Consider the following 24,590-nt stretch of genomic DNA (forward strand, 5'->3'; position numbering starts at 1 on the left):
CCTTTCGAAGGGATCGCCCGTGCTCCGTGCGGCTTCCGCTCACGACGACGCCCTCGACCGGGTGCAGGCGGCGACGGCCGACCTCGACCCGCCGTTCGCCGCCGTCGATCTGCCCACCCTGCGACGCAACGCCGACGACCTGATCCGCCGCGCGAACGGTGTGCCCGTGCGGGTCGCGAGCAAGTCGGTGCGCTGCCGCGCCGTCCTGTCCGAGGTCCTGGGTCCGGAGCTGACCGCCCGCGGTGGCTTTCGCGGCATCATGACGTATTCGCTGCGCGAGGCACTGTGGCTCGTCGAGCGCGGCGCCCGCGACATCCTGATGGGATATCCGACGGTCGACCGGACGGCGCTCGGGCATCTCGCGGCGTCGTCCGAAGCGGCACAGGCGATCACGCTCATGATCGATTCGGCGGAGCACCTTCGCATCATCCGTGGGGCAGCTCGTGAGGCACCGGGGAAGAACGACTTCCGCCCGAGGGTCTGCCTGGACATCGATGCGTCGCTGCGGGTGGGTCCGGTCCACCTCGGGGTGCGGCGTTCGCCGATACGCACCCCCGCGAGCGCGGCCGAGCTGGCCCGTCGCGCCGAGGACGCCGGGTTCGACGTCGTCGGCGTGATGTTCTACGAGGCCCAGATCGCGGGTCTGCCCGACTCGTCGCTACCGGTTCGGCTCGTCAAGGGCCTGTCGGCTCGGGAACTCGCCTCACGCCGACGCGCCGTGGTCGACGCGGTCCGAACGATCGTGGGCGAACTCGAACTGGTCAACGGCGGCGGCACCGGGTCGCTCGAGGTGACCACCGCCGACCGGGTCGTCACCGAGGCCACGGCGGGATCGGGACTGTACGTTCCCACCCTGTTCGACGGTTACCGCGCGTTCACTCCGACACCGTCGATGTTCTTCGCGCTACCCGCCGTGCGGAAACCGGCACCGTCGATCACGACGTTGTTCGGCGGCGGATACATCGCATCCGGCCCGGCCGGGGCCTCGCGGGTCCCGCGTCCGGTCCGGCCCGCGGGGCTGAAACTGCTGGGGACGGAGGGCGCGGGGGAGGTGCAGACCCCGGTCCGCGGTCGCGCGGCCGCGTCGATCCGCATCGGGGGACGGGTGTGGTTCCGTCACGCGAAGGCCGGCGAACTGTGCGAGAGGTTCGACCGGGTGTATCTCGTCGACGAGCACGGACGCACCGAGGTGCCCACCTACCGCGGTGAGGGCGGCTGCTGGTGACCTCTCGCCTCCGGCGAGAATGAGTTCCATGCCGTTGACGTTCTTCCCCGGATCGGTCGGCCGGGTCCACTGGCGGTCCTGGCCGGTCGAGGATGCGCGTGCCGCTGTCGTGTTCGCCCACGGCTTCGGGCAGCACACCGGGCACTACCACCGTTTCGCGTCCGGTCTCGCGGCCCACGGCATCGCACTGTGGGGACTCGACCTCGCCGGCCACGGACTCTCGGAAGGAGAACTCGGCTCACCCGGCGACGTCGGGCGCCACGCCGAGGACTTCGGCGTGCTCGCCGGGATCGCCGCCGAGTCGGGTCTGCCCCTGGTGGCCATGGGACATTCCCTCGGTGCGGCAACCGTCCTGACGGCGCTGGCGTCCGGCGCGTCCAGCGGCACCCGTTTCGCGGGCGTCGTCCTGTGCGGTACGCCGCGCACCGCGGCGCTGCCGGCGACGGCCGAAGCGCTTCGCACGAGCGATCTGCCGGTCCTGCTGGTCCACGGCGTCGACGATCGGCTCGCCCCGATCGATCCGGTGCGCGACTGGGCGGCGGCGGTGCCGCGGGCGCAGCTGCTCGACTATCCCGATGCCGGGCACGACCTGCTCCACGAGCCCGTCCATCGCAGGGTGACCTCGGACGTCGCCGGGTTCGTGGGCGGCCTGGCCGTCTGACACCGCAGTCCCCGGAAGACGACCGGGCCCCTCGCGGTTGCGAGGGGCCCGGTGTGTTCGAAGCGTCAGTTGTAGATCGCTGCGATCTCGGCGCCGTGCTTGTCGTGGATGATGTTCCGCTTGAGCTTGAGCGTCGGGGTCAGCTCACCGCTCTCGATGCTGAAGTCGGTCTCGAGGATGCGGTACTTGCGGATCGACTCGGCCTTCGAGACCTTCTTGTTGGTCTCGGCGACGGCCTCGTCGATCTCGGCGATCAGGTCGGGGTTCTTGATCAGTTCCGCGACCGTCGTGCCCGCCGGCAGGTTGTGGCGCTCGAGCCAGCCCGGCAGTGCCTCCGGATCGAGAGTGATCAGCGCGCCGACGAACGGCTTGGAATCGCCGACCACGATGACCTGGCTGATCAGCGGGTGGGCGCGCAGCGAATCCTCGAGGACGGCCGGCGCGACGTTCTTGCCACCCGCGGTGACGATGAGTTCCTTCTTGCGGCCGGTGATCGAGATGAAGCCGTCCTCGTCGATCGCACCGATGTCGCCGGTGTGGAACCAGCCGTCGCGAATGGCTTCGTCGGTGGCCTTGTCGTTCTGCCAGTAACCGTCGAACACCTGGGGACCCTTGAGCAGCAGTTCGCCGTCCTCGGCGATCTTCGCCGCGCAGCCGTTGAACGGCTTGCCGACGGTGCCGATCTTCTGAGCTGCCGGGGTGTTCATGATGATGCCGCCGGTGGTCTCCGTCAGACCGTAACCCTCGTAGATGGTGACGCCGACACCGCGGAAGAAGTGGCCGAGACGTGCGCCGAGTGCGGCGCCGCCCGAGACGGCACGCGTGACGTTGCCGCCGAGCGCGGCCTTGAGCTTGCCGTAGACCAGCTTGTCGAAGACGAAGTGCTGGATCTTCAGGGCGAGGCCGGGGCCGCCGTTCTCGAGTGCCTTGCTGTACTCGATCGCGACGTCGGAGGCCTTCTCGAAGATCTTGCCCTTGCCGCCGTCGTAGGCCTTCTGCTTGGCCGAGTTGTAGACCTTCTCGAACACGCGGGGCACCGACAGGATGAAGTTCGGCTTGAAGACCGCGAACTGATCGAGCAGCGTCGACAGGTCGGAGGTGTGGCCCACGGTGACCTTGCTGTCGAAGGCCGCGAAGGAGATCAGGCGGGCGAAGACGTGCGCCATCGGGATGAACAGCAGGGTGCGCTGACCCTCGTGCATCGAATCGGGCAGGGCGAGACCGCAGGCGGCGGACTCGGAGGCGAAGTGACGGTGCTTGAGCTGCACGCCCTTCGGCCGGCCCGTGGTGCCGGAGGTGTAGATGAGGGTCGCAGCGGATTCGGCCGTGACCGAGTTGCGCCGTTCCTCGACCTGCTCGTCGGTGACCGCCGCGCCGCGTGCGATGAGTTCGTCGACCGCGCTCTTGCCGCCCGGCGCGGGCTCGATCTGCAGGACCTCACGCACGGTCGGGGCGTTCTCGGCGACCTCGCGGACCGTGTCGACGTGACCGGAGTTCTCGACGATGAGCAGCTTGGTTCCGGAGTCCTCGAGGATCCACTGGGCCTGGTCGGCCGACGACGTTTCGTAGATCGCGACGGTGGCACCGCCCGCGGTCCAGATCGCGTAGTCGAGGAGCACCCACTCGTAGCGGGTCGCCGCCAGCACCGCGACGCGATCGCCGAGTTCGATGCCCGACGCCATCAGGCCCTTCGCCACGGCGCGTACCTCGGATGCGAACTGACGCGCGGTGACGGGAACCCACTTGCCGTCGACCAGCCGCTCGAACGGCACGAACTCCGGCGACTCCTTCTCGTGGCGGAAGACGCTGTCGGCCATCGACGTGTTCTCGGGGATCGAGAACGACTGTGGCACGGCAATCTCACTCACTGTGACCCCTCCATCGTTAGATACTGTCGGTGTGCATTGCATCACATGTCATTGGGAAATGCATTACCCCTCGGACTGATTTGCCCCTTTTTTACAGTCCGATAAGCAGTGATCTACGTAACAATGCTACCCGCCGGTAACGAGGATTACCACTATCCCAGTGTCACGCTTGATGGTGTCGACCGGTTCGCTCCACCGTTATCTACGCCTTCGTGGCTTGTGTCCGTAGTGCGGCCGGTCGACACAAAGCGGACCGGCCGATCTGGCTTGAGAGGAGCGTGGCGTCGCCCCCACTGGGATATGCCGATCGACCGGCCCCTGCCACCCACCCGCTACCTGGGCAGGAGACATACCACCATGATGGTCATCGGAATCGACGCACACAAGCGCACCCACACCGCCGTCGCCGCCGATCAGGCGGGGCGGCACCTATCGACGAAAACCGTTGGCACCACCAGCAAAGACCACCTGGCCCTGCTGCAGTGGGCGACCGAACACGGCGACGACCGCCTCTGGGCGATCGAGGACTGCCGGCACCTGAGCCGCCGACTCGAACGAGATCTGCTCGCTGCCGGTGAACGAGTGGTCCGGGTACCGCCGAAACTGATGGCGAATGCGCGTGATGCTGCCCGCACCTACGGCAAATCCGATCCCATCGATGCTCTCGCAGTCGCCCGCGCAGCACTGCGCGAGCCGGATCTACCCGTAGCCCGCCTCGACGGCGCCGACCGCGAGATTCGATTGCTGGTCGACCACCGGGAGGACCTCGTCGCCGAACGCACCCGCATCATCTCCCGACTGCGGTGGCACCTCCACGAACTCGACCCGGCCTGGCGACCGCCCACGAAACTGGATCGGACCAGCGCTTTCGACAAGATAGGGGCGCACGTTGCGACGTTCTCCGGGTTGGTCGCGGACTTGGCTCTGCGTCTTGTTGAACACCTGCGTCGTCTCACCGTCGAGATCGATGAGCTCGCCGCGGAGATCACTTCCCGAACGACGATGCTGGCGCCGTCGTTATTGGCGATCCCCGGTTGCGCCGCGTTGACCGCAGCGAAGATCATCGGTGAGACCGCCGGTATCGACCGGTTCCGTTCCAAGGACTCCTTCGCCCGGCACAACGGAACTGCACCGCTACCGGTGTGGTCGTCGAATCATGCTCGACATCGACTCTCACGCACGGGAAACCGACAACTCAACGCCGCGATACACCGGATCGCGCTCACTCAGGCGCGTTGCCATGAGGACGCACGCGCTCTCTTGGCTCGCCGGAAGGCAGGCGGGGATGGCGGGATGGAAGCACTCCGCGTCCTCAAACGCCGGTTGTCGGATGTCGTCTTCCGAGCGATGGTCGCGGACCAATCATCACTTATGGACCTTGCCGCTTGACAGAGGAGCTAGGGATAGTCTCGTCGGTTTTTCCGGTACCCGAAGTACCGGTATCGCGGAGGAGGCGGACGGCCTCGTCGTCGCCGAGCTGGTGGAAATCCTTGTAAGCAGCGCCGACGCTGTCGGTGTCCACCGGTGTCCAGGGGCAGATCACCTCATCGGCCACCCGGCCCACTCGGCGCAGTGCTTCCGGGGAAGCCACCGGCACCGCAAGGACGACTCGGTCGGCGCCGGATGCGCGCGCAGCGAGACAGGCCACCGCCGCCGTCGCGCCCGTGGCCACCCCGTCGTCGACGACGACCGCCGTGCGGCCTGCCAGTGGTACGCGGGCGCGACCCGCGCGCAGGAAATCGGCGCGGCGGGCCAGTTCGGCGAGTTCGCGTCTCTCGATGTTGTCGACGGATTCGGGGGCTATCCGCCCGCGCCGGATCACGTCCTCGTTGAGGACCCGGAAGACGCCCTCGCCTGCCGCCTCCCCGGACTCGGTGGTCGGGCCTTCGGCGATCGCGCCCATCGCGAGTTCCGGATGCCACGGCACGCCCAGTTTGCGGACGACGAGGACATCCAGGGGTGCGTCGAGGGCGGCGGCGAGTTCGCGGGCGACGGGGATGCCGCCACGGGGAAGTGCGAGAACCACCGGGTCGGCGTCGCGCAGGTGCCCGGCCGACCGGGCGAGTCGCCGGCCCGCCTCCTCGCGCGTGGCGTACCGCACGCCTCCAGTATGGGACGGTCCGCCCGGGCGGGGCGAGCATTCGCCGCCCGGACGGACCGATGGGGATCTCAGTCGAGCTCGCCCGACAGGTAGGAGTGGTAGGCGGGCAGATCGAGCTGACCGTGGCCGGACAGGCCGATCACGATCACCTCGGGCTCGGTGAGGCCCCGTGCGTACTCCGCGGCCGCGGCGATCGCGTGCGACGACTCCGGCGCCGGCACGATGCCCTCGTTCCGGGCGAAGAGCACCGCCGCGGAGAAGGCATCGGTCTGTGCCACGGACCGTCCCTGCACGTAACCGAGCTCGACCGTGTGGCTGAGCAACGGTGCCATGCCGTGGTACCGCAGCCCGCCGGCGTGGATCGGATCCGGGATGAAGTCCTGGCCGAGGGTATGCATCTTCAGCAACGGCGTCAGGCCCGCGATGTCGCCGTGGTCGTAGCGGTACTCACCGCGGGTGATCGACGGGCACGCCGAGGGCTCGACGGCCACGACGCGCGTCGTCGCCCGCTCGTGGATGACCTCGCGCAGGAACGGGAACGACAGGCCGGCGAGGTTCGAACCGCCACCTGCGCAACCGAAGACCACATCTGCCTGGTCCTCGCCCGCGGCCCGCAACTGCTCCACGGCCTCGAGGCCGATGACGGTCTGGTGCAGCACCACGTGATTGAGCACGCTGCCGAGGGTGTAGCGGGCGGCGGCGTCCTTCACCGCGACCTCCACGGCCTCCGACACCGCGATGCCGAGCGAGCCGGGAGTGTCCGGATGTTCGGCGAGGACGGCGCGACCGGCCTCCGTCAGATCGGACGGGCTGGGATGAACTGTGCCGCCGTAGGTCTCGATGAGGAAACGGCGGTAGGGCTTCGAGTCGTAGGAGGCGCGGACCTGCCACACCTCGAGATCGATACCGAACTTCGCGCACGCGAACGACAGGGCAGAACCCCACTGTCCCGCACCTGTTTCCGTCGTCAGTCGGGTGACGCCGTCGAGCGAGTTGTAGTACGCCTGGGCCACCGCCGAATTCACCTTGTGGCTGCCCACCGGGCTCACGCCCTCGTACTTGACGTAGATGCGGGCCGGGGTGCCGAGTGCCTTCTCGAACGAGCGGGCGCGGAACAGGGGAGTGGAGCGGTAACCGGCGTAGACCTCGCGCACGGCCTCCGGGATCTCGATGTCGGTCTCGGTCGACAGCTCCTGCGCGATCAGCCCCGAGGCGAACAGCGGCGCGAGATCGTCGGCGGTGATCGGCTCGCGGGTGCCCGGGTGCAGGTGCGGCGGCGGGGCCACCTCGAGGTCGCCGACGATGTTGTACCAGTGCGTCGGAATGCCCGAATCGGCGACGGACGGGGATGTCGCGGACACGTGCGAGGAAGGGGGAGCCGTCACTGTGGAATCCTTCGGTCGGGGGCACGGAACCCGCCCAGTGTGACGCGCCCCGGATGGAGGCGGCGGCGTGGGGTGTGCCATTATTCGCGCGCTCGAGCCCAGGTCGTAGCCGGGTCCGGGCGCGAAGAGGTGGGTCCATCCGATAAACTGCTGGTCAAATGAGTGAAATTCAAGACGCCCCCGACCAGGAGACCGCAGCTCTCACGTTTGCCGATCTCGACATCGATGCCCGTGTGCTGCAAGCTCTTTCGGACGTGGGTTACGAGTCCCCGTCGCCGATCCAGGCGGCGACCATCCCACCGCTGCTGGAGGGACGGGACGTCGTCGGTCTCGCTCAGACCGGCACCGGCAAGACCGCCGCCTTCGCAGTGCCGATCCTCTCGCGTATCGACACCTCCGTGAAGCGGCCCCAGGCGCTGGTGCTGGCGCCCACCCGAGAGCTCGCGCTGCAGGTCGCGGAGGCTTTCGGTAAGTATTCCGTCCATATCCCGGGCCTGTCCGTCCTGCCCATCTACGGCGGCCAGGCATACGGTGTACAGCTGTCCGGTCTCCGCCGCGGCGCCCAGGTCATCGTCGGTACCCCCGGACGTGTGATCGATCACCTCGCCAAGGGCACCCTCGACATCTCCGAGCTCGAGTTCCTCGTCCTCGACGAGGCCGACGAGATGCTCACCATGGGCTTCCAGGAGGACGTCGAGCGCATCCTCGCCGACACCCCCGACACCAAGCAGGTCGCGCTGTTCTCCGCGACCATGCCGGGCGCGATCCGCCGGCTGTCGAAGCAGTACCTGAAGGATCCGCAGGAGATCACCGTCAAGTCGAAGACGACGACGTCGGCGAACATCTCCCAGCGCTGGGTTCTCGTCTCCCATCAGCGCAAGCTCGACGCGCTGACCCGAATCCTCGAGGTCGAGACCTTCGAGGCCATGATCATCTTCGTGCGCACGAAGCAGGCCACCGAGGACCTGGCCGAGCGCCTGCGGGCCCGCGGTTTCTCCGCCGCCGCCATCAACGGCGACATCGTGCAGGCCCAGCGCGAGCGCACGATCAACCAGCTCAAGAACGGCACGCTCGACATCCTCGTCGCCACCGACGTCGCCGCGCGTGGTCTCGACGTCGAGCGCATCAGCCACGTCGTCAACTACGACATCCCTCACGACACCGAGTCGTACGTGCACCGCATCGGCCGCACGGGTCGCGCCGGCCGCACCGGCGACGCGCTGCTGTTCGTCGCTCCGCGTGAGCGGCACCTGCTCAAGGCGATCGAGCGGGCCACCCGCCAGCCCCTCGCAGAGATGCAGCTGCCCACCGTCGAGGACGTCAACGCCCAGCGCGTGTCGAAGTTCAACGACTCGATCACCGAGGCGCTCGCCTCCGATCACCTGCAGCTGTTCCGCACGTTCATCGAGGACTACGAGCGCGAGCACGACGTGCCGCTCGCCGACATCGCGGCCGCGCTGGCGGTGCTGTCTCGCGACGGCGAGTCGTTCCTCATGGAGGCCGAACCCGAGCCGGTCGCACCGCCGCGCCGCGAGCGCGAACCGCGCGAGCGTCCGCCGCGTCGTTTCGACGACGGGCCGAAGGTCGGTCGCGACGGCCAGGAGATGACCACCTACCGCATCGCCGTGGGCAAGCGTCACCGCGTGCAGCCCGGTGCGATCGTCGGTGCCATCGCCAACGAGGGCGGTCTGCGCCGCGGCGATTTCGGGCACATCAGCATCCGTGCCGACCACAGCCTCGTCGAGCTGCCGAAGGATCTGTCGCCGCAGACCCTCGATGCGCTGCGCTCCACCCGCATCTCGGGCGTGCTCATCCAGCTGCAGCCCGACTCCGGTGCACCGTCCGGACGTCCCAGCTCGTATCGCGGACGCGACGACCGTCGCGGCGACGATCGGCGCGGGGGAGACCGTCGCGATCAGGGCAAGCGTGATCGCGGGGGCAAGCGCGAGTACGGCGAGAGCCGTGGTGGCCGCTCCGGCGACTTCACGCACCGCAGCGACCGCAGCGACCGGGGTGGTCGCGGCGGCTACCGCGACTGACCTCGATCAGCCCGTCGTTCGGTATATCGAGGCGGCGACCGGATCGGCATCGCGACGATTGTCGCCGCTGACCCGGCCGCCGGTGGCGACCGGTGCGTTGCGCACGGCATCGCACTGGTCGTAGAACAGCGGCAGCAGCAGGTCGCGTTCGCGGACGCTCATGCGTCGAGTACGGGCGCTGCGGCCGACACCTTCGGTCCCGAATCGGCGAACTGCGTGCGGTACAGCTCCGCGTAGCGGCCACCCGCCGCCAGGAGATCGTCGTGGTTGCCGCGTTCGACGATGCGACCGGCCTCGACGACGAGGATCTCGTCGGCGGCGCGGATGGTCGAGAGGCGGTGTGCGATGACCACCGACGTGCGACCCTCGAGCGCCTCGGTCAACGCCTCCTGCACGGCGGCCTCCGAGGTCGAATCGAGGTGCGCGGTGGCCTCGTCCAGGATCACCACCCGCGGATGGGCGAGCAGCAGCCGTGCGATCGTCAGCCGCTGACGCTCACCACCCGAGAGCCGGTAGCCGCGTTCGCCGACGACCGTGTCGAGTCCGTTCGGCAACGACGCGATCAGGGACTCGAGGCGAGCGCGACGCAGGGCGTCCCACAGTTCGTCCTCGCCGGCTCCGGGGCGGGCGAGCAGCAGGTTGTTGCGGACCGTGTCGTGGAACAGGTGACCGTCCTGGGTGACGAGCCCGACCGTCGCGCGGATCGAATCGGCGGTGAGTTCGCGGACGTCCGCTCCGCCGAGCAGCACGGCGCCGGAATCGACATCGTACAGTCGCGGGATCAGTTGGGCGATGGTCGATTTCCCCGCACCGGACGATCCGACCAGCGCGACCATCCGGCCCGGCTCCACGCGGAACGACACGTCGTGCAGCACCTCTTCGCCACCTCGGGAATCGAGGACCGCGACCTCCTCGAGGGAGGCGAGCGAGACCTTGTCGGCGGACGGATACGCGAAGCCGACATCCCGGAGTTCCACCGAGACCGGACCGTCGGGAACCGGCCGGGCGTCGGGCGACTGCTCGATCAGCGGTTTCAGATCGAGGATCTCGAAGACCCGCTCGAAGCTCACCATCGCACTCATGACGTCCATGCGGGCACTGGCCAGCGCGGTCAGCGGCGAGTACAGGCGCGTGAGGAGCATCGCCATCGCGACCACCGAACCGGGATCGAGTTGATCGCGCAGGGCGTAGAAACCGCCGAGGCCGTAGACGAGCGCGAGCGCGAGCGCGGACACCAGTGTCAGGGCCGTGACGAACACGCTCTGCAGCATCGCGGTGCGCACCCCGATGTCGCGGACCCGCGTCGCCCGGACGGCGAACTCCCTCGACTCCTGCGCCGGACGGCCGAACAGCTTGACCAGGGTGGCGCCCGGAGCCGAGAACCGTTCGGTCATCTGCGTGTTCATCACCGAGTTGTGGTTGGCGGCCTCCCGGCTGAGCTGCGCGAGCCGGGCGCCCATGTGCCGGGCGGGGACCACGAAGATCGGGAGCAGCAGCAGTGCGAGAAGTGTGATCTGCCAGGAGATCCCGACCATCACCACGAGGGTGATCGCGAGGGTGACGATATTGCCCACCACGCCGGAGAGGGTGTCGCTGAAGGCGCGCTGTGCACCGATGACGTCGTTGTTCAGGCGCGAGACGAGCGCACCCGTGCGGGTTCTCGTGAAGAAGGCGACGGGCATGCGTTGCACGTGGTCGAAGACCGTGGTGCGCAGGTCGAGGATGAGATCCTCGCCGATGCTCGCCGACAACCAGCGGTTCGCGATCCCGAGGCCGGCTTCGATCAGTGCGATCGCGGCGATGATCACCGCGAGCAGCACCACGACCGAGACCGCGGCGCCGTCGACGATCGCGTCGATCACCCGCCCCGCGAGTACCGGTGTCGCGACGCCGAGCGCCGCGATGGTCACGCTCAGGACGAGATAGAAGGTGATGTTGCGGCGGTGCGGCCGGGCGAACTCGGCGATCCGCCGCAGGCTCGCTCGGGAGAACGGCCTGCGGTCGCTCTCGGCGTGCATCGCGTTGTACATCGCGTTCCACGCGGTGACTTCCATGCTCATGGTGTCGGCCTCCTCGGTCGCAGCCGAGGCTAGGACCTCGAGTGCGCTCGAGGTCAAGCCTAGGCTCGGACCACGACAGGACGAGGCGTCAGCGGGCCACGTCGATCACCACGCGGGTCGGTCCGGTGAGGGAGTACACCGAGAACGGGGTGCCGTGCGCGGCGACACCGATGAACGACTGGGTGACACCTTCGAAGACACCGGACCCGCTGACCTCCACCACGGACCCGCCGGCATCGGCGACCACGGGATCCGGGCCGTCGTACTGCTCGACACCGCTGTCGAACGGATAGGCCGAGCCGTCGATGAGCACCTGCAGCACGGCGTCGCCCGCGACGGGGACCTCGTTGCCGCTGCCCTGCTGGAGCGGCTCGTCGACATAGCCGACCCGCCATCCCGGTGTCCCCTCGCCGCCGAGTTCGTAGACCACGCGGTCGAAGCCCTCGTGACGTCCGGTGCGGATGTCGACGACGGTGAGTTTCGCGCCCTCTCCGGCCGGCGAGACCTTCTCGCGCGCGTCGCGCGGGACGTCGTCGGAGGTGGTGGTCTCGGGAGCCGAGGACGTCGGCGTGTCGACCGAGACGGCGGGGGAGGGTGCGGGTTCGTCGCCGCCGGCGGAGCATCCCGCCAGGACCAGTGCTGTTGCGGTGACGGCCAGGGCGAGACGCGTGTGCTTCATGGGGCTCATGGTACGTCGGAGCGCCGGAGGGGCCCGGCGACGCTCGCGGGGTTGACCGGATCGAGACGTGGGGCGCACACTTCATCCGAGGATGATTTCAACACTCGATGAATTGAGTGGATCATGAACATCGACCACATGTCGGGCGCCGTCGACATCCGCGACCTGCACGTCCGGCGCGGCACGCACCGAGCTCTCGAGGGCGTGAACGTGCGCGTCCCGCGCGGTTCGATCACGGGACTGCTCGGCCCCTCGGGCTGCGGGAAGACCACCCTGATGCGCGCGGTCGTCGGCACGCAGATCGTCGAATCCGGCACGGTCACGGTGCTGGGCCTGCCTGCGGGCAGCGCCGAACTGCGCCGCCGCATCGGATACGTCACCCAGTCGCCGAGCGTCTACCCCGACCTGACCGTCACCGAGAACGTCTCCTATTTCGGCTCCCTCTACGGGCGGAAGGGCTCCGCGGTCGCCGACACCCTCGCGGCGGTCGGGCTCGCCGACCACGCCGACAACCGGACGGCGGCGCTCTCCGGCGGCCAGCTCGGCCGGGTGTCGCTCGCGTGCGCGCTGGTGGGCGATCCCGAACTCCTCGTGCTCGACGAACCCACCGTCGGGCTCGATCCACTGCTGCGCGCCGAGCTGTGGGAGCACTTCCGCGCGCTCGCCGACCGCGGCACCACCCTGCTCGTGTCGAGCCACGTCATGGACGAGGCCGACCACTGCGACGAGCTCGTCCTCCTGCGCGAAGGCCGGCTGGTGGCCCAGCTGACCCCGGTCGAACTGCGCGAACAGACGGGGGAGACGGGCCTCGAGAACGCTTTTCTCCGACTCATCCGGAATCGGACGGGAGCACGACCGTGAGCGCCGTCATCTATGCCACCACGACCACCCGCATCCTGCGTCAGCTGCGGGCCGACCATCGCACCGTCGCGATGATCGTGCTCGTCCCGAGCCTGCTGATGACGCTGCTGTACTTCATGTACCAGAACGCCCCCACCGGTCCGGGCGGAGTCTCGCTGTTCGACCGGATCGCCGTCACGATGCTCGGGATCCTCCCGTTCGTCGTGATGTTCCTGGTCACCTCCATCGCGATGCAACGCGAGCGCAGTTCGGGCACCCTCGAACGACTCCTCACGACACCGTTGACGAAACTCGACCTGCTCGCCGGTTACGGCAGCGCCTTCTCGCTCGCGGCGGCCGTCCAGGCCGGTCTCGCCTGCGTGGTGGCCTTCTGGCTGCTCGACGTCACCAGCGCCGGATCGGTGCTGTGGGTGCTGGTCGTCGCGGTTCTCGTCGCCGTCCTCGGGGTCTCCCTGGGTCTGCTGTGCAGCGCCTTCGCCCGCACGGAGTTCCAGGCCGTGCAGTTCATGCCGGTGATCGTCATCCCGCAGTTCCTGCTGTGCGGTTTGCTTGTCGCCCGGGACGATCTGCCCGACTGGCTGCGCTGGATCAGCAACGCACTGCCGTTGAGCTACGCGGTGGAGGCGCTGCAGGAGATCACCGTGAATCCGGGGGTCACCGGCGTCATGGTGCGGGATCTGATCGTCGTCGCGGTGTTCGCCGCCGCGGCCCTCACGCTCGGTGCGGCGACACTGCGCCGTCGCACCCCGTGACGAGCGAGGCCGCGGCGCGGCGCCCCGGCCGTCGCCCCGGCAATTCGGGCGCGCGCGACGACATCCTCGCGAGCGCCCGGGAACTGTTCGCCGCCAACGGCTTCGACAAGACGACGGTGCGTGCGGTCGCAGCCGGTGCCGGGGTGGACCCGGCGCTCGTGCACCACTACTTCGGCACCAAGCTGCAGCTGTTCACCGCGTCCATCGCGCTGCCGGTCGATCCGCGCGACGTCCTCGCCCCCGTCTACGCGGCCGCACCCGAGGATCTCGGCCGTGCTCTCGTGACCGCCCTTCTGGGTGTGTGGGATTCGCCGCACCGCGACGCGGCCGTGGCGATGTTCCGTGCGCAGATCGCAGGCGGTGACAGCGGTCTGATCCGCTCGTTCCTGCTGGAGGTCGCGCTCGCGCCGTTGTTCGAGCGCATCGATCGTCCGGCCGGCACCGGCAGACTTCGGGCCGAGCTGGTGGCCACCCAGATGACCGGGATCATGCTGGTGCGCTACATCATCGGACTCGAACCGCTCGCGTCGATGCCGTCGGAGCAGCTCGTCCAGATCGTCGCCCCCACCGTGCAGCACTATCTGACCGGCGACCTGCCCGGCATGTGACCGCAGCTTCGCGGCGTGCGCTTCGGTCGGAGACAGAAGCGCGCCGTCGACACGGTGCATCGGTCCGCGCACGACGCAAACGTAGAGCGGAGTGCGTCGTCAGGTCGAGTGCTCCCGCAGGAAGGCGATGTCCTCGGCGAGTCCCTCCGCCGGGGTCTCGAGCACGATCGGTGCGTCGGCCTGCACCGCGATCTCCGCGAGCAACTGCGGGTCGATCTGCCCGTCGGCGAGATTGGCGTGCCGGTCGCGGGCCGAATCGAACTCGTCACGCGAATTGTTCAGGTGCACCAGGTCGATCCGGCCGGTGACCGCCCGCACCCGTTCGACGACACCGACGAGATCCTCCCCGGCCGCCCAGGCGTGGCAGGTGTCGAGGCAGAAGCCGGGACCGTAGTCGCCGATGGCGTCCCACAGCCGCCCGATCGCGTCGATGTAGCGGGCCATCGCGAAGTCGCCGCCCGCGGTGTTCTCGACGAGGATCGGCACCCCGAACCCGCCCTTGTCCTCCTGCCGTTCGAACAGCTTGCGCCAATTCTCGACCCCGGCGGCGACGTCCTCACCTGCGCGCACGTGCCCGCCGTGGACGACCAGCCCGAGCGCGCCGATCCGCGCGGCCGCCTCGGCGTGGTCGGCGACGGCCTTGCGCGACGGCATCCGCACCCTGTTGTTCAGGCTCGCCACGTTGATGACGTACGGCGAGTGCACCACCACGTCGACGTCCGACGAGAGGATCTCCTCGGTGCGCGGATGCTCACCGGGCTTCGTCCACTTCTGCGGGTCCGACAGGAACACCTGCACCAGATCGGCACCGAGATGCTCGCCCTGACCGATGGGATCGTCGTCCTGCCGGACGTGCGCACCTATCCGCATGTGCCACAGGTTAGGGCAGTGTCCCGCCGACCGGGACCGCAATACCCGGACGTGCCCGGAATCTGCTCGACTCCTCGCATGGGCACACTCGAAGGCGGGAAACTCGACGGCAGGGTCGCGCTGATCACCGGCGCAGGTCAGGGGATCGGTCAGGGGGTCGCGTTCGCGCTGGCCCGCGAAGGCGTGGCCATCGCGGTCGCCGGCCGGACCGAGTCGAAGCTGATCGACACCGTCGAGCAGATCCGTGCCTTCGGTGGCACCGCCGAGCCGGTCGTGTGCGACATCGCCGATCCGGAGGCGATCGCCGCTGCGGTGGACCGGACGGTCGGGGCCTTCGGCGGTGTCGACATCCTCGTCAACAATGCGAGCTTCAATCCGCTCGGGCCGCTGCTCGACCTGAAGCCGGCCGTGCTGGAGAAGGCGTACCGCTCGGGTCCGCTCGCGGCGTTGCACGCCATGCAGCTCGTCCACCCGATCATGAAGGAACGCGGCGGCGGGTCGATCGTCAACATGGTCACCTCCGCGGCGGTGCGCTGGGATATGAGCGGCTACGGCGGCTACGCCTCGACCAAGGAGGCGCTGCGCTCGCTCACCCGCACCGCGGCAACGGAATGGGGGACCGACGGCATCCGCGTCAACGCCATCGCCCCGCACGCCTTGTCGCCCGGCCTGAAATGGTGGACGGAAACGAACCCGGAGGAGGCCGCCGAGTTCGTGAAGTCCATCCCGCTCCGCCGTATCGGCGACCCCGAGGAGGACATCGGGCGCGCCGTGGCGTGGATTGTGAGCGACGACGCACGCTATCTCACCGGAGCGACGATCCCGCTGGACGGAGGTCAGGCACGCTGGGCCTGAGCCACCACCGCGGCATACGCCCGTATCCCCGAATCGAAGATCGGGGTCCTCCCCGATGGTGCGGTGCTCCCGGCACCGGGAAGATGGGTGCATGCCACTGCACTCGGCCCCAGCAGCCCGCGCCCAGGACCTGAAGAAGATCTACGGCACCGGAGAAACCGCGGTACACGCCCTCGACGGTGTGACCGCGGATTTCGCCGCCGGTGAGTTCACCGCGATCATGGGTCCCTCCGGATCGGGCAAGTCGACTCTCATGCACTGCCTCGCAGGTCTCGACAGCGCGACCTCCGGAGCGGTCTTCATCGGCGACACCGATCTGACGACCCTGTCCGACAAGGGGATGACCCAGCTGCGGCGCGACCGCATCGGCTTCGTCTTCCAGGCGTTCAACCTCGTCCCCACCCTCACCGCGCTCGAGAACATCACCCTCCCGGTGGACATCGCGGGCCGCAAGGTCGATCAGGAATGGCTCGACACCGTCGTCACCCGTCTCGGACTCACCGACCGTCTCGGGCACCGCCCCGGCGAACTGTCCGGTGGCCAGCAGCAGCGCGTCGCGTGCGCGCGTGCCCTCGCGGGCCGGCCCGAGATCATCTTCGGCGACGAGCCGACCGGCAACCTCGACTCCCGCTCGTCCGGTGAGGTGCTGTCCATCCTGCGGGCGGCCGTCGACGAGTTCGACCAGACCGTCGTGATCGTCACCCACGACCCGCGCGCCGCCGGTTACGCCGACCGCGTGGTGTTCCTCGCCGACGGACGCATCGTCGACGAGATGCGCGGACCGACGGCCGAACGAGTGCTCGACCGGATGAAGCAGTTCGATCCCGCCTCCGCGGCTCCCGTGGCGGAATAGGAGACACCGCGATGAGTGGGAATCCCATCCGCAGGGTTGCCCTGCGCAACCTCGCCGCACACAAGGTGCGGCTCGCCCTGACCGTGCTCTCCGTGGTGCTCGGCACGGCCTTCATCACCGGTTCGTTCGTCTTCACCGACACCCTGCAGCGCACCTTCGACGGCATCTTCGGCGACGTCGCCCAGGGCGTCGACGTCCGCGTCAGCACCGAGCAGTACGGCACCAGCGGTGTCCCGATCGAGGCAGTGGACCAGGTCGCCGCCCTCCCCGGCGTCGAGCGCACGTCCCCGTCGATCGGTGGCGGCATCATCGTCCTCGACTCCGAGGGCGCCGCGATCCAGACCGGAGGCGCACCCGCCGAGGGCTACGCCTACATCCCGCCCGACCGTCTCGTCGGCGAACCGGAGACCTTCGTGGCCGGTGGACCGCCGGCGGAGAGCGGGCAGATCGCGCTCAACGAGAGCGCGGCCGAACGCGGTGATCTCTCGATCGGCGACACCACGACCGTGCTCACCGTCTCGCAGGGCATGGTGCCGGTGACCGTCAGCGGCATCTACGAACTCGAGACCGACACCGGCGGCTACATCGGTGCGTTGTTCACCGAGGAACAGGCCTCGCAGCTGTTCACCGACGGCCGGCACGTCGGCTTCCTCGACGTCGCGGGCGACGGTTCGCTCTCGCCCGAGCAACTGCGCGACGAGATCGCGGCGGCGCTGCCCGACCTGAAGGTGCAGACCGGAGCCGAGGTCACCGAGGAGACCAAGTCGCAGGTCGCCGAGGCCCTGAACTTCCTCAACTACTTCCTGCTCGCGTTCGGCGCGATCGCACTGCTCGTCGGCACGTTCATCATCTACAACACCTTCTCGATGATCGTCGCCCAGCGACTGCGCGAACTCGCCCTGCTCCGCGCGATCGGTGCGAGCCGCAAGCAGGTCGGCCGGTCGGTCACCCTCGAGGCCTTCGTCGTCGGCCTGATCGGCAGCATCATCGGTATCGCCGCGGGCGTCGCGCTCGCCTACGGTCTGCGCGCGGCACTGAACGCCGCGGATCTCGGACTGCCGTCGGGCCCGCTGCAGTTGTCCCCGCGTACCGTGATCGTCGCGCTGCTCGTCGGCGTGGTCGTGACGATGGTCAGCGCCTACGCCCCGGCGCGACGCGCGACCCACGTTCCGCCCGTCGCCGCGATGCGCGAGGAATCCACGGCGACCGTCGAGTCGCTGCGCCTCCGCACGATCATCGGTGTGCTCTGCGCGATCGTCGGTGCGGCGCTCGTCGTGGTGGGCGCACAGCAGGTCGGTGGCGGCGCGGCCGCGACCGTCGGTATCGGCGCCTTCCTGCTGATCCTGTCGGTGCTGTTCGCGGCGCCGGCGTTGTCCCGGCCCGTCGTGAACGCACTCGGTGCCGTCTTCGCCCGGCCCTTCGGAGCGATCGGCCGGCTCGCGCGCACCAACGCGACCCGCAATCCGCGTCGCACCGCCGCGACCGCCTTCGCCCTCACTCTGGGTCTGATGCTCGTCTCCGTCATCGGGGTGTTCGGGTCGTCGGCGAAGGCCAGTGTCGACGCGCTCGTCGACAACGGTGTCGAGGCGGACTTCATGCTCACCGGGCCGCAGATGTTCGGTGTCCCGACCCCCGCCGCCGAAGCGGTCCGCGGGGTGGACGGCATCGAGGAGGTCGTGCCCGCCTACGGCGTGCAGGCCAAGATCGACGAGGACTTCGAGTTCGGCACCGGAGCAGGCGGACCCCTCCAGGACGTCCTCGATCTGGACATGGTCGCGGGTGCCTTCGAGGTGACCGGGAACGAGATCCTCGTCTCGCAGACCTCGGCGGACGACCGAGGCTGGGAGGTGGGCTCCACCGTTCCGCTCACCAGCCGCGACGGCGACACCGTCGACACCACGGTCGCCGGCATCTTCACCGACAACCAGCTGATCGGTCCGTGGGTCGTCTCGCAGGAGCTGTTCGAGCAGTTCACGCCGCCGAACAACCGGTCGGCGCTCGTCGTCCTCATGAACACCGTCGACGGTGCCGATCCGGAGACCGTGCGCGCGTCGATCGAGGAGGCCGTCAAGGACTACGTGATCGTGCAGGTCCTCGACCGAGAGCAGTTCAAGGGGCAGCAGGCGCAGCAGATCGACATGCTCCTCGCGATCCTCTACGGCCTGCTCGCCCTCGCCGTGGTCATCGCCATCCTGGGCATCGTCAACACCCTGGCGCTGTCGGTGGTGGAACGGCGACGGGAGATCGGCATGCTCCGCGCCGTCGGTATGCAACGCGCCCAGGTGCGTCGCACGATCTACCTGGAGTCGCTGCTCATCGCGGTCTTCGGTGCGGTCGTGGGTGTCGTGCTCGGTCTCGCGTTCGGCTGGGCGTTCGTGCGCACCCTCGCCGATCAGGGACTCGACATCATCTCGGTGCCGTGGTCGCAGGTCGTCGGCATGCTCGTCGCGTCCGGCATCATCGGTGTCCTCGCGGCGCTGTGGCCCGGCCAGCGTGCGGCGAAGACGCCGCCGCTCGAAGCGATCAGCGACATGTAGGCAGAAAGTGCCTGTGGATACGAGTTGTCCACAGGCAGTGGAGTTGTCCACAGCAACCGGCCCGCGGAGCGATCCGCGGGCCGGTCGTCGTCGGTGCCCCTTATGCTTCCGCGGCAGGGGGTGGTGGTGTGCGGGTGGACGATCTGGCGGGGTGGGATCCGGATGCGCTCGAGAGCATGGCGACCGAACTCGCTGCGTGTGCCGACGCGGTGGACGCCGTGGCCGGCGACGTGGTGCGGTCGGCATCCTTCGGCGACGCCTGGAGCGGTGCGGCTCACGAGGAAGCGAGGTCCGTATTCTCCTCGTACGGGCGGGATCTCGCGGCGCAGGCCGAGGCGTATCGGCAGGTGTCCGCGTGTGCGCGGTTCGTCGTGCCGCGACTGCGGGCACTGCACGCCGAACTGGGCGAGCTGCAGGTCAGGGCCGCTGCACGGGGTTTCCCGCTCGACGCCGACGAACTGCTCGCCGCGTCGCTGCGATCGTTGCTCGTCCGTGCCGAGGGGCTCGACCGTGAGGCCGCCGCTCGCCTGAGTGCCGAATCCGAGCTGCCGGCAACGATTCTCGGCGAACAGGATCGCCTCCACACCGCGATTCCGCGGTCCGGATCGACGACGCTGCCGGCCCTGCCGGATCCGGCCGCCGAACCCGTGCAGGTCGCGCAGTGGTGGAACGGTCTCGACGACACGGCACGCACCGCGCTCGTCGCCGAACATCCCGAACGGATCGGCGCTCTCGACGGACTGCCCGCCGCGGCTCGCGATCTCGCCAATCGTGCCCTGCTCGACGACGAACGCCGCCGCCTCGAATCCGTGGCGACGCAGTTGCGGGCCGAACTCGACGCGATGTTCCTCGGTGGCACCGTGATCGACCGTCTCGGCGTCACCGGACTGTTCACCGACGCCGATGCGGGCCTCGAACAGACAGTACGGAAGATCGAAGCCCTCGACGCGATCGACGCGACCCTCGCCCACGGCGACCGGCAATTGCTCGCCCTCGACCTGTCCGGGCGCGAAGCGATGGCAGCCGTGGCCGTCGGGGACGTCGACACCGCCGACCACCTGGCCGTCTTCGTCCCCGGTGCCGGCTCGACCGTGCAGGGCAATCTGCAGGGCTACGACACGCAGGTCGCGGCGCTGCGCGATTCTGCTCGGCTCCACCTCACCGGCGACTCCGCTCGCCTCCACCTCACCGACCACACCGGCGGCGATCCCTCCGTCGCGGCGGTCACCTGGCTGAACTACCAGGCGCCCCACTGGGGATGGGGTCTCGCGTTCACCGAGCGCAGTCCGGTCTCCGACCTCGCCGCCCGGATCGCCGCACCTCGCCTGGTCGACTTCCTCGACGGCATCGCGGCCTCGCGCCCCGACGACCCGCGTATCACCACGGTCGGGCATTCCTACGGGGCCGTCGTCTCCGGTCTGGCACTGAGGGAGACCGGTGCGGTCGATGCCGCGGTGTTCGTCGGGGCTCCGGGGATCGGGACCGGCGACGTGACCGACCTGCGGATCCCACCCGGCTCCGCCTATCTCGTCGAAGCCGAATGCGACATCGTCGCCGACGTCGGAACCTTCGGCGGCGACCCGAGCTTCCTCGACGGCCTGACGCATCTTCCCGCCGGTCCCGGCACCACCGCCGCCGGAGCTCCGCTCGCGGGCATCACCGGCCACAGCTCGTATCTCACCCCCGGAACGTCGAGTTCCCACCACATCGCCGGTGTCGTCGCAGGCACCGCAGAACGGAGTATGCCGTGACCTCTGCGTGGAGTTCCCGGCTCGGGGCGAGCGTCGTCCTGCCGGCAGTACTGCTCGCCGCATGCACCACCACGGTGACCCCGGTCGCGATGCCCGAACCGGTCGCCACGACCAGCGCGGGCGCGGTCGAGTTCTACACCGCCGTGCAGCGCGACGTCCTCACCGCACTGTCCGCCGAGTTCCCCGGCGTGCGCTTCGAACCGAAGTACGCGAGCACCACGGCGGGATGCACGCTGCCCGACGGCACCTCGGGGCTCACGGTGCACCTTCCGATCCACGGCTCCGGCCGACCGGTGCCGGTCGACGAACTCGACCGCGCGGCCAGGGTCTTCGAGGACACCGCCGCGCGGGCGGGCTTCCACGGTCGCCATGTGCTGCCTCCGGACACCGGTTTCGCCGTCCGGATGTTCGCGGCCGACGGCTCGTACATCACCTTCGGCAGTTACGTCGCCGCGACCGTCGGACTCACCGTCGGTTGTTACCGGGAGTAGGCCCGGATGTCGGTTAGGCTCGTCCGAGCGACGGCCGCTCGGGCCGTCGTGATTCGTGCTGGCAGCCGTGGAGGGACGAACAGATGCGCCCGATGCTCGGCATCTCCGTCGACGACGGTGAAGTGTGCGCGGTCCTCGTCGATGCCGACGTTCCGAGTCTCGGTCCGTTCGACTCCCAGCGAGGCTTCGGCGCACCCGGGGACACACCGGCCGAGGCCGCCGCCGCTGCCGCCTCTGCCATGGCGGAACGTGCCGCCGCGGCGTCGCTGACCCTGTCCGCGGCCGCGGTGGTGACCGGTCCCGAGAACGACGAGGACGCCGAACCGGTCACCGAGGCGGTGCGAGCCGTGCTCGGTATCGACGTCGACTCGGTCCTGCTCGACGAAGCGCGACTGGCCTTCCTCGCCGGAGCACCCGAACTCGCGGAACTGCCGGTCCTGGCCTTGCACACCCGCACCTACGGCGTCGAATCGGCATCGATGGTCGACGTCCCTTCACGCACGGTGCTGTCCACGGTCAGCCCCGACGGCGACGAGTTCGGCCCCTACACACAGTCCCTGCCCGAGGCGATGGACGAAGCGGTCGCCCGCGCCGGAACCTCGCCCGACGCCGTGGTGTTCCTCGATCTGCGTCCCGGCGACGCCCGTCCGGCACGAGAACTCGCCACCGTCCTCGGTGTTCCCTTCGTGACTCCGCACGGGGTGCCCTGGCATCGCGCGACCGGTGCCGCGCTCGTCGCATCCGCCCGCCGTACCCCGGCGGTCGTCGCCGCGCCCACGAACCGCCGTCGCGGCACCGTCCTGCTGGCCACGCTCGTCGCGCTCGTCGCCCTGCTGGGTGGGGGACTGGCCGTCGCGGTGAGCAGTGGCGTGCAGGCGGAACGCTCCGCGCCGGGGTTGCAGACCGCCGTGGCACCGCCGCCGTCGCCGGTGCCGTCTCCCGACCGCGCACCCGTCGCCGATCCGTGCTCCGAGGCGCGACCGGCATCGTGGCCGGCCCACGCGTCCGATCCCGTCGACCCGGTGCCGACGCCCGAGACTCCTACCGAGATACCCTGCGGCAGCGCACCTCCCACCGCTCCGTGACCGGCCGGTGATCGGGCGCGCCGCTCAGACTCGTAGTGCCCGGCCGGCGCGCGTCAGCGCCTCCGCATCGGACGCGACAACGACCTCGGCGAACCGCTCGCGGTAGTCGCCGAGATCGTCGCCGACCGAACCGACCACCGCGACCACCGGAACGTCGCCGCAGCGCGCGAGGAGCACTGAGACGATCTTGCCTGCCCGCGACTGGCCGTCGAGCCGTCCCTCGCCGACCACCACGAGATCGGCGGTGCGCACGGCGTCGTCGAAGCCCACTGCGTCGAGCACGAAGTCGGCTCCCGACCGCAGTTCGGCACCGAACCGCGACCACATCCCACCGGAGAAACCACCGGCCGCACCCGAGCCGTCGACCTCCCGCGGGTCGCGAGGGAGTGTCAGCGCGGTCTCCTCGAGGCGGCGCGTGAGCAGCGCGACGGCCGCCGCGTCGGCGCCCTTCTGCGGCCCGAAGATCCGTGCCGCATCGGTATAACGGGTCGTCACGTCGGACAGCACGGTCACGCGGGCCTCGCCGAGCCCACCCCGCTCGTCGATCGCGGCGATCGCACCCGCACCACCGTCGGTCGTCGCCGATCCACCGGCCGCGACGACGATGTGCCGTGCTCCGCGCCGGACCGCTTCGGCCATGACCATCCCGGTGCCGTAGGTATCGGCGATGACCGCGTCGCGCGGACCGTCGTGCGGGGTGGTGATGCCACTCGCGGTCGCCAGTTCGACGACCGCCGTGCCGTCCGACGACATCCCCAGCAGCCCGCGGCACGGTGCTCGCCACGGATTCACGGCCTCGACCTCGATCCGGGCGAGACCGAGCGGCCCGGCGAGTGCGTCGAGTGTGCCCTCACCGCCGTCCGCGACGGGCATCCGGATCGCGGTGTGCCCGGCGCTCTCCACACCGGAGGCGATCGCGTCGGCGACCTCGACGGCGGTGTAGGTGCCCTTGAAGCTGTCGGGGGCGATCAGGATGCGGGTCACCGGAGCACCCAGTCGAAGGCCTCGGCCTCGGAGCGGGCGCCCTGCCGGGCACGCGACCGGTTCGGTTCGTCCAGTTCGGCGACGATGTCCTCACCGAGGCGGACCAGAGAGCCGAAGACCTCCGGGTCCAGCCACGACGGACGGGTCGCGAAGAGCAGGTCCTCGCTCGCGGTGTTGCCACTCGCACCCGGTGCGAACGGGCAGCCGCCCAGGCCGGCGAGCGCGCCGTCGACGACGGTCGCTCCGGCGTCGATCGCGGCGAGGCTGTTGGCGACACCGAGGCCCCACGTGTCGTGACCGTGGTAGACGATCCGTCGGTCGGGGGATTCGGCGGCCAGCCGCGCGACCAGCGACGACACCTGGCCGGGCACGGCCTGGCCCAGGGTGTCGGCGACGACGATGTCGGCGGCTCCGTCGGTGCGCGGGTCGCACGCGATCTCCACGACGCGGTCGGGGTCGACCGGCCCGTCGAACGGGCACGTGAACGAAGTGGCCAGGCACAACTGGATGCTGCCGCCGACGGCGTGGGCGCGTTCGATCGCCGCCGGCATCGCGGCGATGCTGTCCTCGGTGTCGCGGCCGATGTTGGCGCGGTTGTGGGCGTCGGAGACCGAGAAGCAGTACTGGAACCGGCGGGCACCGGCCGCGATCGCCTTCTCGACGTGGCGCGGTGTGGCGACCCAGATCCAGCAGCGGTCGAGTTCCTCCTCGGTCAGCGCCGCCACGAGGTCGAGGGTGTTCGCCATCGGCGGCACGAGGTCGGCGCGGGCCAGGGACCCGATCTCGAGTTCGGGCACGCCCGCGGCGAGCAGCGCCCGGACGATCTCCACCTTGCGTTCGGTCGGGAGCAGCTTGCCGGTCAGTTGCAGTCCGTCGCGCAGCGTCACGTCCCGCAGGATCACGTCCGTGCGCGCTCGGTCACTCG

General features: G+C 69.4%; 22 protein-coding genes. 13 read left to right on the forward strand and 9 right to left on the reverse strand.

From position 1 onward, the window contains the following. Nucleotides 1-19 precede the first annotated feature (19 nt). Both C6Y44_RS07305 and C6Y44_RS07310 read left to right on the forward strand, forming a co-directional pair. On the forward strand, nucleotides 20-1,225 hold the full coding sequence (locus C6Y44_RS07305) for an amino acid deaminase/aldolase (RefSeq protein WP_159418870.1): 1,206 nt from the start codon (nucleotides 20-22) through the stop codon (nucleotides 1,223-1,225). A gap of 28 nt (nucleotides 1,226-1,253) precedes the next feature. Then, entirely contained in the window at nucleotides 1,254-1,886 is a 633-nt protein-coding gene (locus C6Y44_RS07310) for an alpha/beta hydrolase (protein ID WP_120281908.1), read from the forward strand. 65 nt (nucleotides 1,887-1,951) lie between these two features. Here the strand turns inward: C6Y44_RS07310 and C6Y44_RS07315 are convergent, their stop codons facing one another. Next, nucleotides 1,952-3,754 (reverse strand): AMP-dependent synthetase/ligase, encoded by a 1,803-nt coding sequence (locus C6Y44_RS07315; RefSeq protein ID WP_120281909.1) that lies wholly within the window; start codon nucleotides 3,752-3,754, stop codon nucleotides 1,952-1,954. A 357-nt stretch (nucleotides 3,755-4,111) separates the two neighbouring features. Here C6Y44_RS07315 and C6Y44_RS07320 point away from each other — a divergent pair, with 357 nt between their 5' ends. Beyond that, nucleotides 4,112-5,143 carry an IS110 family RNA-guided transposase gene (locus C6Y44_RS07320; RefSeq protein ID WP_159418869.1) on the forward strand — a complete coding sequence of 344 codons (1,032 nt, stop codon included), beginning with the start codon at nucleotides 4,112-4,114 and terminating at the stop codon, nucleotides 5,141-5,143. On the opposite strand, the gene C6Y44_RS07325 is transcribed toward C6Y44_RS07320, so the two are convergent. Together C6Y44_RS07325 and C6Y44_RS07330 are read right to left on the reverse strand one after the other, a co-directional pair. Continuing rightward, the gene (locus C6Y44_RS07325; RefSeq protein WP_159418868.1) at nucleotides 5,124-5,855 is read right to left on the reverse strand and encodes a phosphoribosyltransferase; all 732 of its coding nucleotides are present in this window, start codon (nucleotides 5,853-5,855) and stop codon (nucleotides 5,124-5,126) included. The two genes, C6Y44_RS07320 and C6Y44_RS07325, sit on opposite strands and share 20 nt — an antisense overlap. Nucleotides 5,856-5,923: 68 nt before the next feature. After that, on the reverse strand, nucleotides 5,924-7,240 hold the full coding sequence (locus C6Y44_RS07330; RefSeq protein WP_159418867.1) for a TrpB-like pyridoxal phosphate-dependent enzyme: 1,317 nt from the start codon (nucleotides 7,238-7,240) through the stop codon (nucleotides 5,924-5,926). 158 nt (nucleotides 7,241-7,398) lie between these two features. Between C6Y44_RS07330 and C6Y44_RS07335 the strand changes: the two genes are divergently transcribed. Continuing rightward, the gene (locus tag C6Y44_RS07335; protein WP_159418866.1) at nucleotides 7,399-9,279 is read left to right on the forward strand and encodes a DEAD/DEAH box helicase; all 1,881 of its coding nucleotides are present in this window, start codon (nucleotides 7,399-7,401) and stop codon (nucleotides 9,277-9,279) included. A 6-nt stretch (nucleotides 9,280-9,285) separates the two neighbouring features. Here C6Y44_RS07335 and C6Y44_RS07340 read toward each other — a convergent pair whose 3' ends face one another. The 3 genes from C6Y44_RS07340 to C6Y44_RS07350 all read right to left on the reverse strand — a co-directional run bounded on the left by C6Y44_RS07340 (nucleotide 9,286) and on the right by C6Y44_RS07350 (nucleotide 12,018). Further along, complete coding sequence (locus C6Y44_RS07340) at nucleotides 9,286-9,441, reverse strand: hypothetical protein (protein WP_159418865.1); 156 nt, start codon at nucleotides 9,439-9,441, stop codon at nucleotides 9,286-9,288. Continuing rightward, the gene (locus C6Y44_RS07345) at nucleotides 9,438-11,339 is read right to left on the reverse strand and encodes an ABC transporter ATP-binding protein (RefSeq protein ID WP_159418864.1); all 1,902 of its coding nucleotides are present in this window, start codon (nucleotides 11,337-11,339) and stop codon (nucleotides 9,438-9,440) included. Before C6Y44_RS07345 ends, C6Y44_RS07340 begins: the two co-directional genes overlap by 4 nt. A gap of 88 nt (nucleotides 11,340-11,427) precedes the next feature. Further along, nucleotides 11,428-12,018: an AMIN-like domain-containing (lipo)protein gene (locus C6Y44_RS07350; RefSeq protein ID WP_159418863.1), complete on the reverse strand. Its 591-nt coding sequence runs from the start codon at nucleotides 12,016-12,018 to the stop codon at nucleotides 11,428-11,430. A 123-nt stretch (nucleotides 12,019-12,141) separates the two neighbouring features. Here C6Y44_RS07350 and C6Y44_RS07355 point away from each other — a divergent pair, with 123 nt between their 5' ends. Genes C6Y44_RS07355 through C6Y44_RS07365 form a run of 3 tightly spaced genes read left to right on the forward strand, consistent with a single transcriptional unit; the run spans nucleotide 12,142 to nucleotide 14,239 of the window. After that, nucleotides 12,142-12,879 (forward strand): ABC transporter ATP-binding protein, encoded by a 738-nt coding sequence (locus tag C6Y44_RS07355; RefSeq protein ID WP_159418862.1) that lies wholly within the window; start codon nucleotides 12,142-12,144, stop codon nucleotides 12,877-12,879. Then, nucleotides 12,876-13,631: an ABC transporter permease gene (locus C6Y44_RS07360; protein WP_159418861.1), complete on the forward strand. Its 756-nt coding sequence runs from the start codon at nucleotides 12,876-12,878 to the stop codon at nucleotides 13,629-13,631. The genes C6Y44_RS07355 and C6Y44_RS07360 overlap by 4 nt, the downstream gene beginning before the upstream one ends. Beyond that, complete coding sequence (locus C6Y44_RS07365) at nucleotides 13,628-14,239, forward strand: TetR/AcrR family transcriptional regulator (RefSeq protein WP_159418860.1); 612 nt, start codon at nucleotides 13,628-13,630, stop codon at nucleotides 14,237-14,239. Before C6Y44_RS07360 ends, C6Y44_RS07365 begins: the two co-directional genes overlap by 4 nt. 99 nt (nucleotides 14,240-14,338) lie before the next feature. Here C6Y44_RS07365 and C6Y44_RS07370 read toward each other — a convergent pair whose 3' ends face one another. After that, nucleotides 14,339-15,109, reverse strand: a complete 771-nt coding sequence (locus C6Y44_RS07370; protein WP_120281916.1) for a deoxyribonuclease IV — start codon at nucleotides 15,107-15,109, stop codon at nucleotides 14,339-14,341. A gap of 78 nt (nucleotides 15,110-15,187) precedes the next feature. Between C6Y44_RS07370 and C6Y44_RS07375 the strand changes: the two genes are divergently transcribed. The 6 genes from C6Y44_RS07375 to C6Y44_RS07400 all read left to right on the forward strand — a co-directional run bounded on the left by C6Y44_RS07375 (nucleotide 15,188) and on the right by C6Y44_RS07400 (nucleotide 22,681). Next, nucleotides 15,188-15,964 carry an SDR family NAD(P)-dependent oxidoreductase gene (locus tag C6Y44_RS07375; RefSeq protein ID WP_159418859.1) on the forward strand — a complete coding sequence of 259 codons (777 nt, stop codon included), beginning with the start codon at nucleotides 15,188-15,190 and terminating at the stop codon, nucleotides 15,962-15,964. Nucleotides 15,965-16,055: 91 nt separating this feature from the next. After that, a complete protein-coding gene (locus C6Y44_RS07380) occupies nucleotides 16,056-16,817 on the forward strand; it encodes an ABC transporter ATP-binding protein (RefSeq protein ID WP_120281918.1) in 762 nt (253 codons plus the stop codon). An 11-nt stretch (nucleotides 16,818-16,828) separates the two neighbouring features. After that, nucleotides 16,829-19,354: an ABC transporter permease gene (locus tag C6Y44_RS07385; RefSeq protein ID WP_159418858.1), complete on the forward strand. Its 2,526-nt coding sequence runs from the start codon at nucleotides 16,829-16,831 to the stop codon at nucleotides 19,352-19,354. Nucleotides 19,355-19,488: 134 nt separating this feature from the next. Beyond that, on the forward strand, nucleotides 19,489-21,105 hold the full coding sequence (locus tag C6Y44_RS07390) for an alpha/beta hydrolase (RefSeq protein WP_225623744.1): 1,617 nt from the start codon (nucleotides 19,489-19,491) through the stop codon (nucleotides 21,103-21,105). Then, the gene (locus C6Y44_RS07395) at nucleotides 21,102-21,596 is read left to right on the forward strand and encodes an LppA family lipoprotein (RefSeq protein ID WP_159418857.1); all 495 of its coding nucleotides are present in this window, start codon (nucleotides 21,102-21,104) and stop codon (nucleotides 21,594-21,596) included. Before C6Y44_RS07390 ends, C6Y44_RS07395 begins: the two co-directional genes overlap by 4 nt. An 83-nt stretch (nucleotides 21,597-21,679) precedes the next feature. Further along, complete coding sequence (locus C6Y44_RS07400; protein WP_159418856.1) at nucleotides 21,680-22,681, forward strand: hypothetical protein; 1,002 nt, start codon at nucleotides 21,680-21,682, stop codon at nucleotides 22,679-22,681. Between the two features lie 24 nt (nucleotides 22,682-22,705). On the opposite strand, the gene C6Y44_RS07405 is transcribed toward C6Y44_RS07400, so the two are convergent. Next, complete coding sequence (locus tag C6Y44_RS07405) at nucleotides 22,706-23,665, reverse strand: glycerate kinase family protein (protein WP_159418855.1); 960 nt, start codon at nucleotides 23,663-23,665, stop codon at nucleotides 22,706-22,708. Further along, on the reverse strand, nucleotides 23,662-24,567 hold the full coding sequence (locus C6Y44_RS07410; RefSeq protein ID WP_159418854.1) for a beta/alpha barrel domain-containing protein: 906 nt from the start codon (nucleotides 24,565-24,567) through the stop codon (nucleotides 23,662-23,664). The genes C6Y44_RS07405 and C6Y44_RS07410 overlap by 4 nt, the downstream gene beginning before the upstream one ends. Between the last annotated feature and the right edge of the window lie 23 nt (nucleotides 24,568-24,590).

Source organism: Rhodococcus rhodochrous, from assembly GCF_014854695.1.
Lineage (GTDB): Bacteria > Actinomycetota > Actinomycetes > Mycobacteriales > Mycobacteriaceae > Rhodococcus.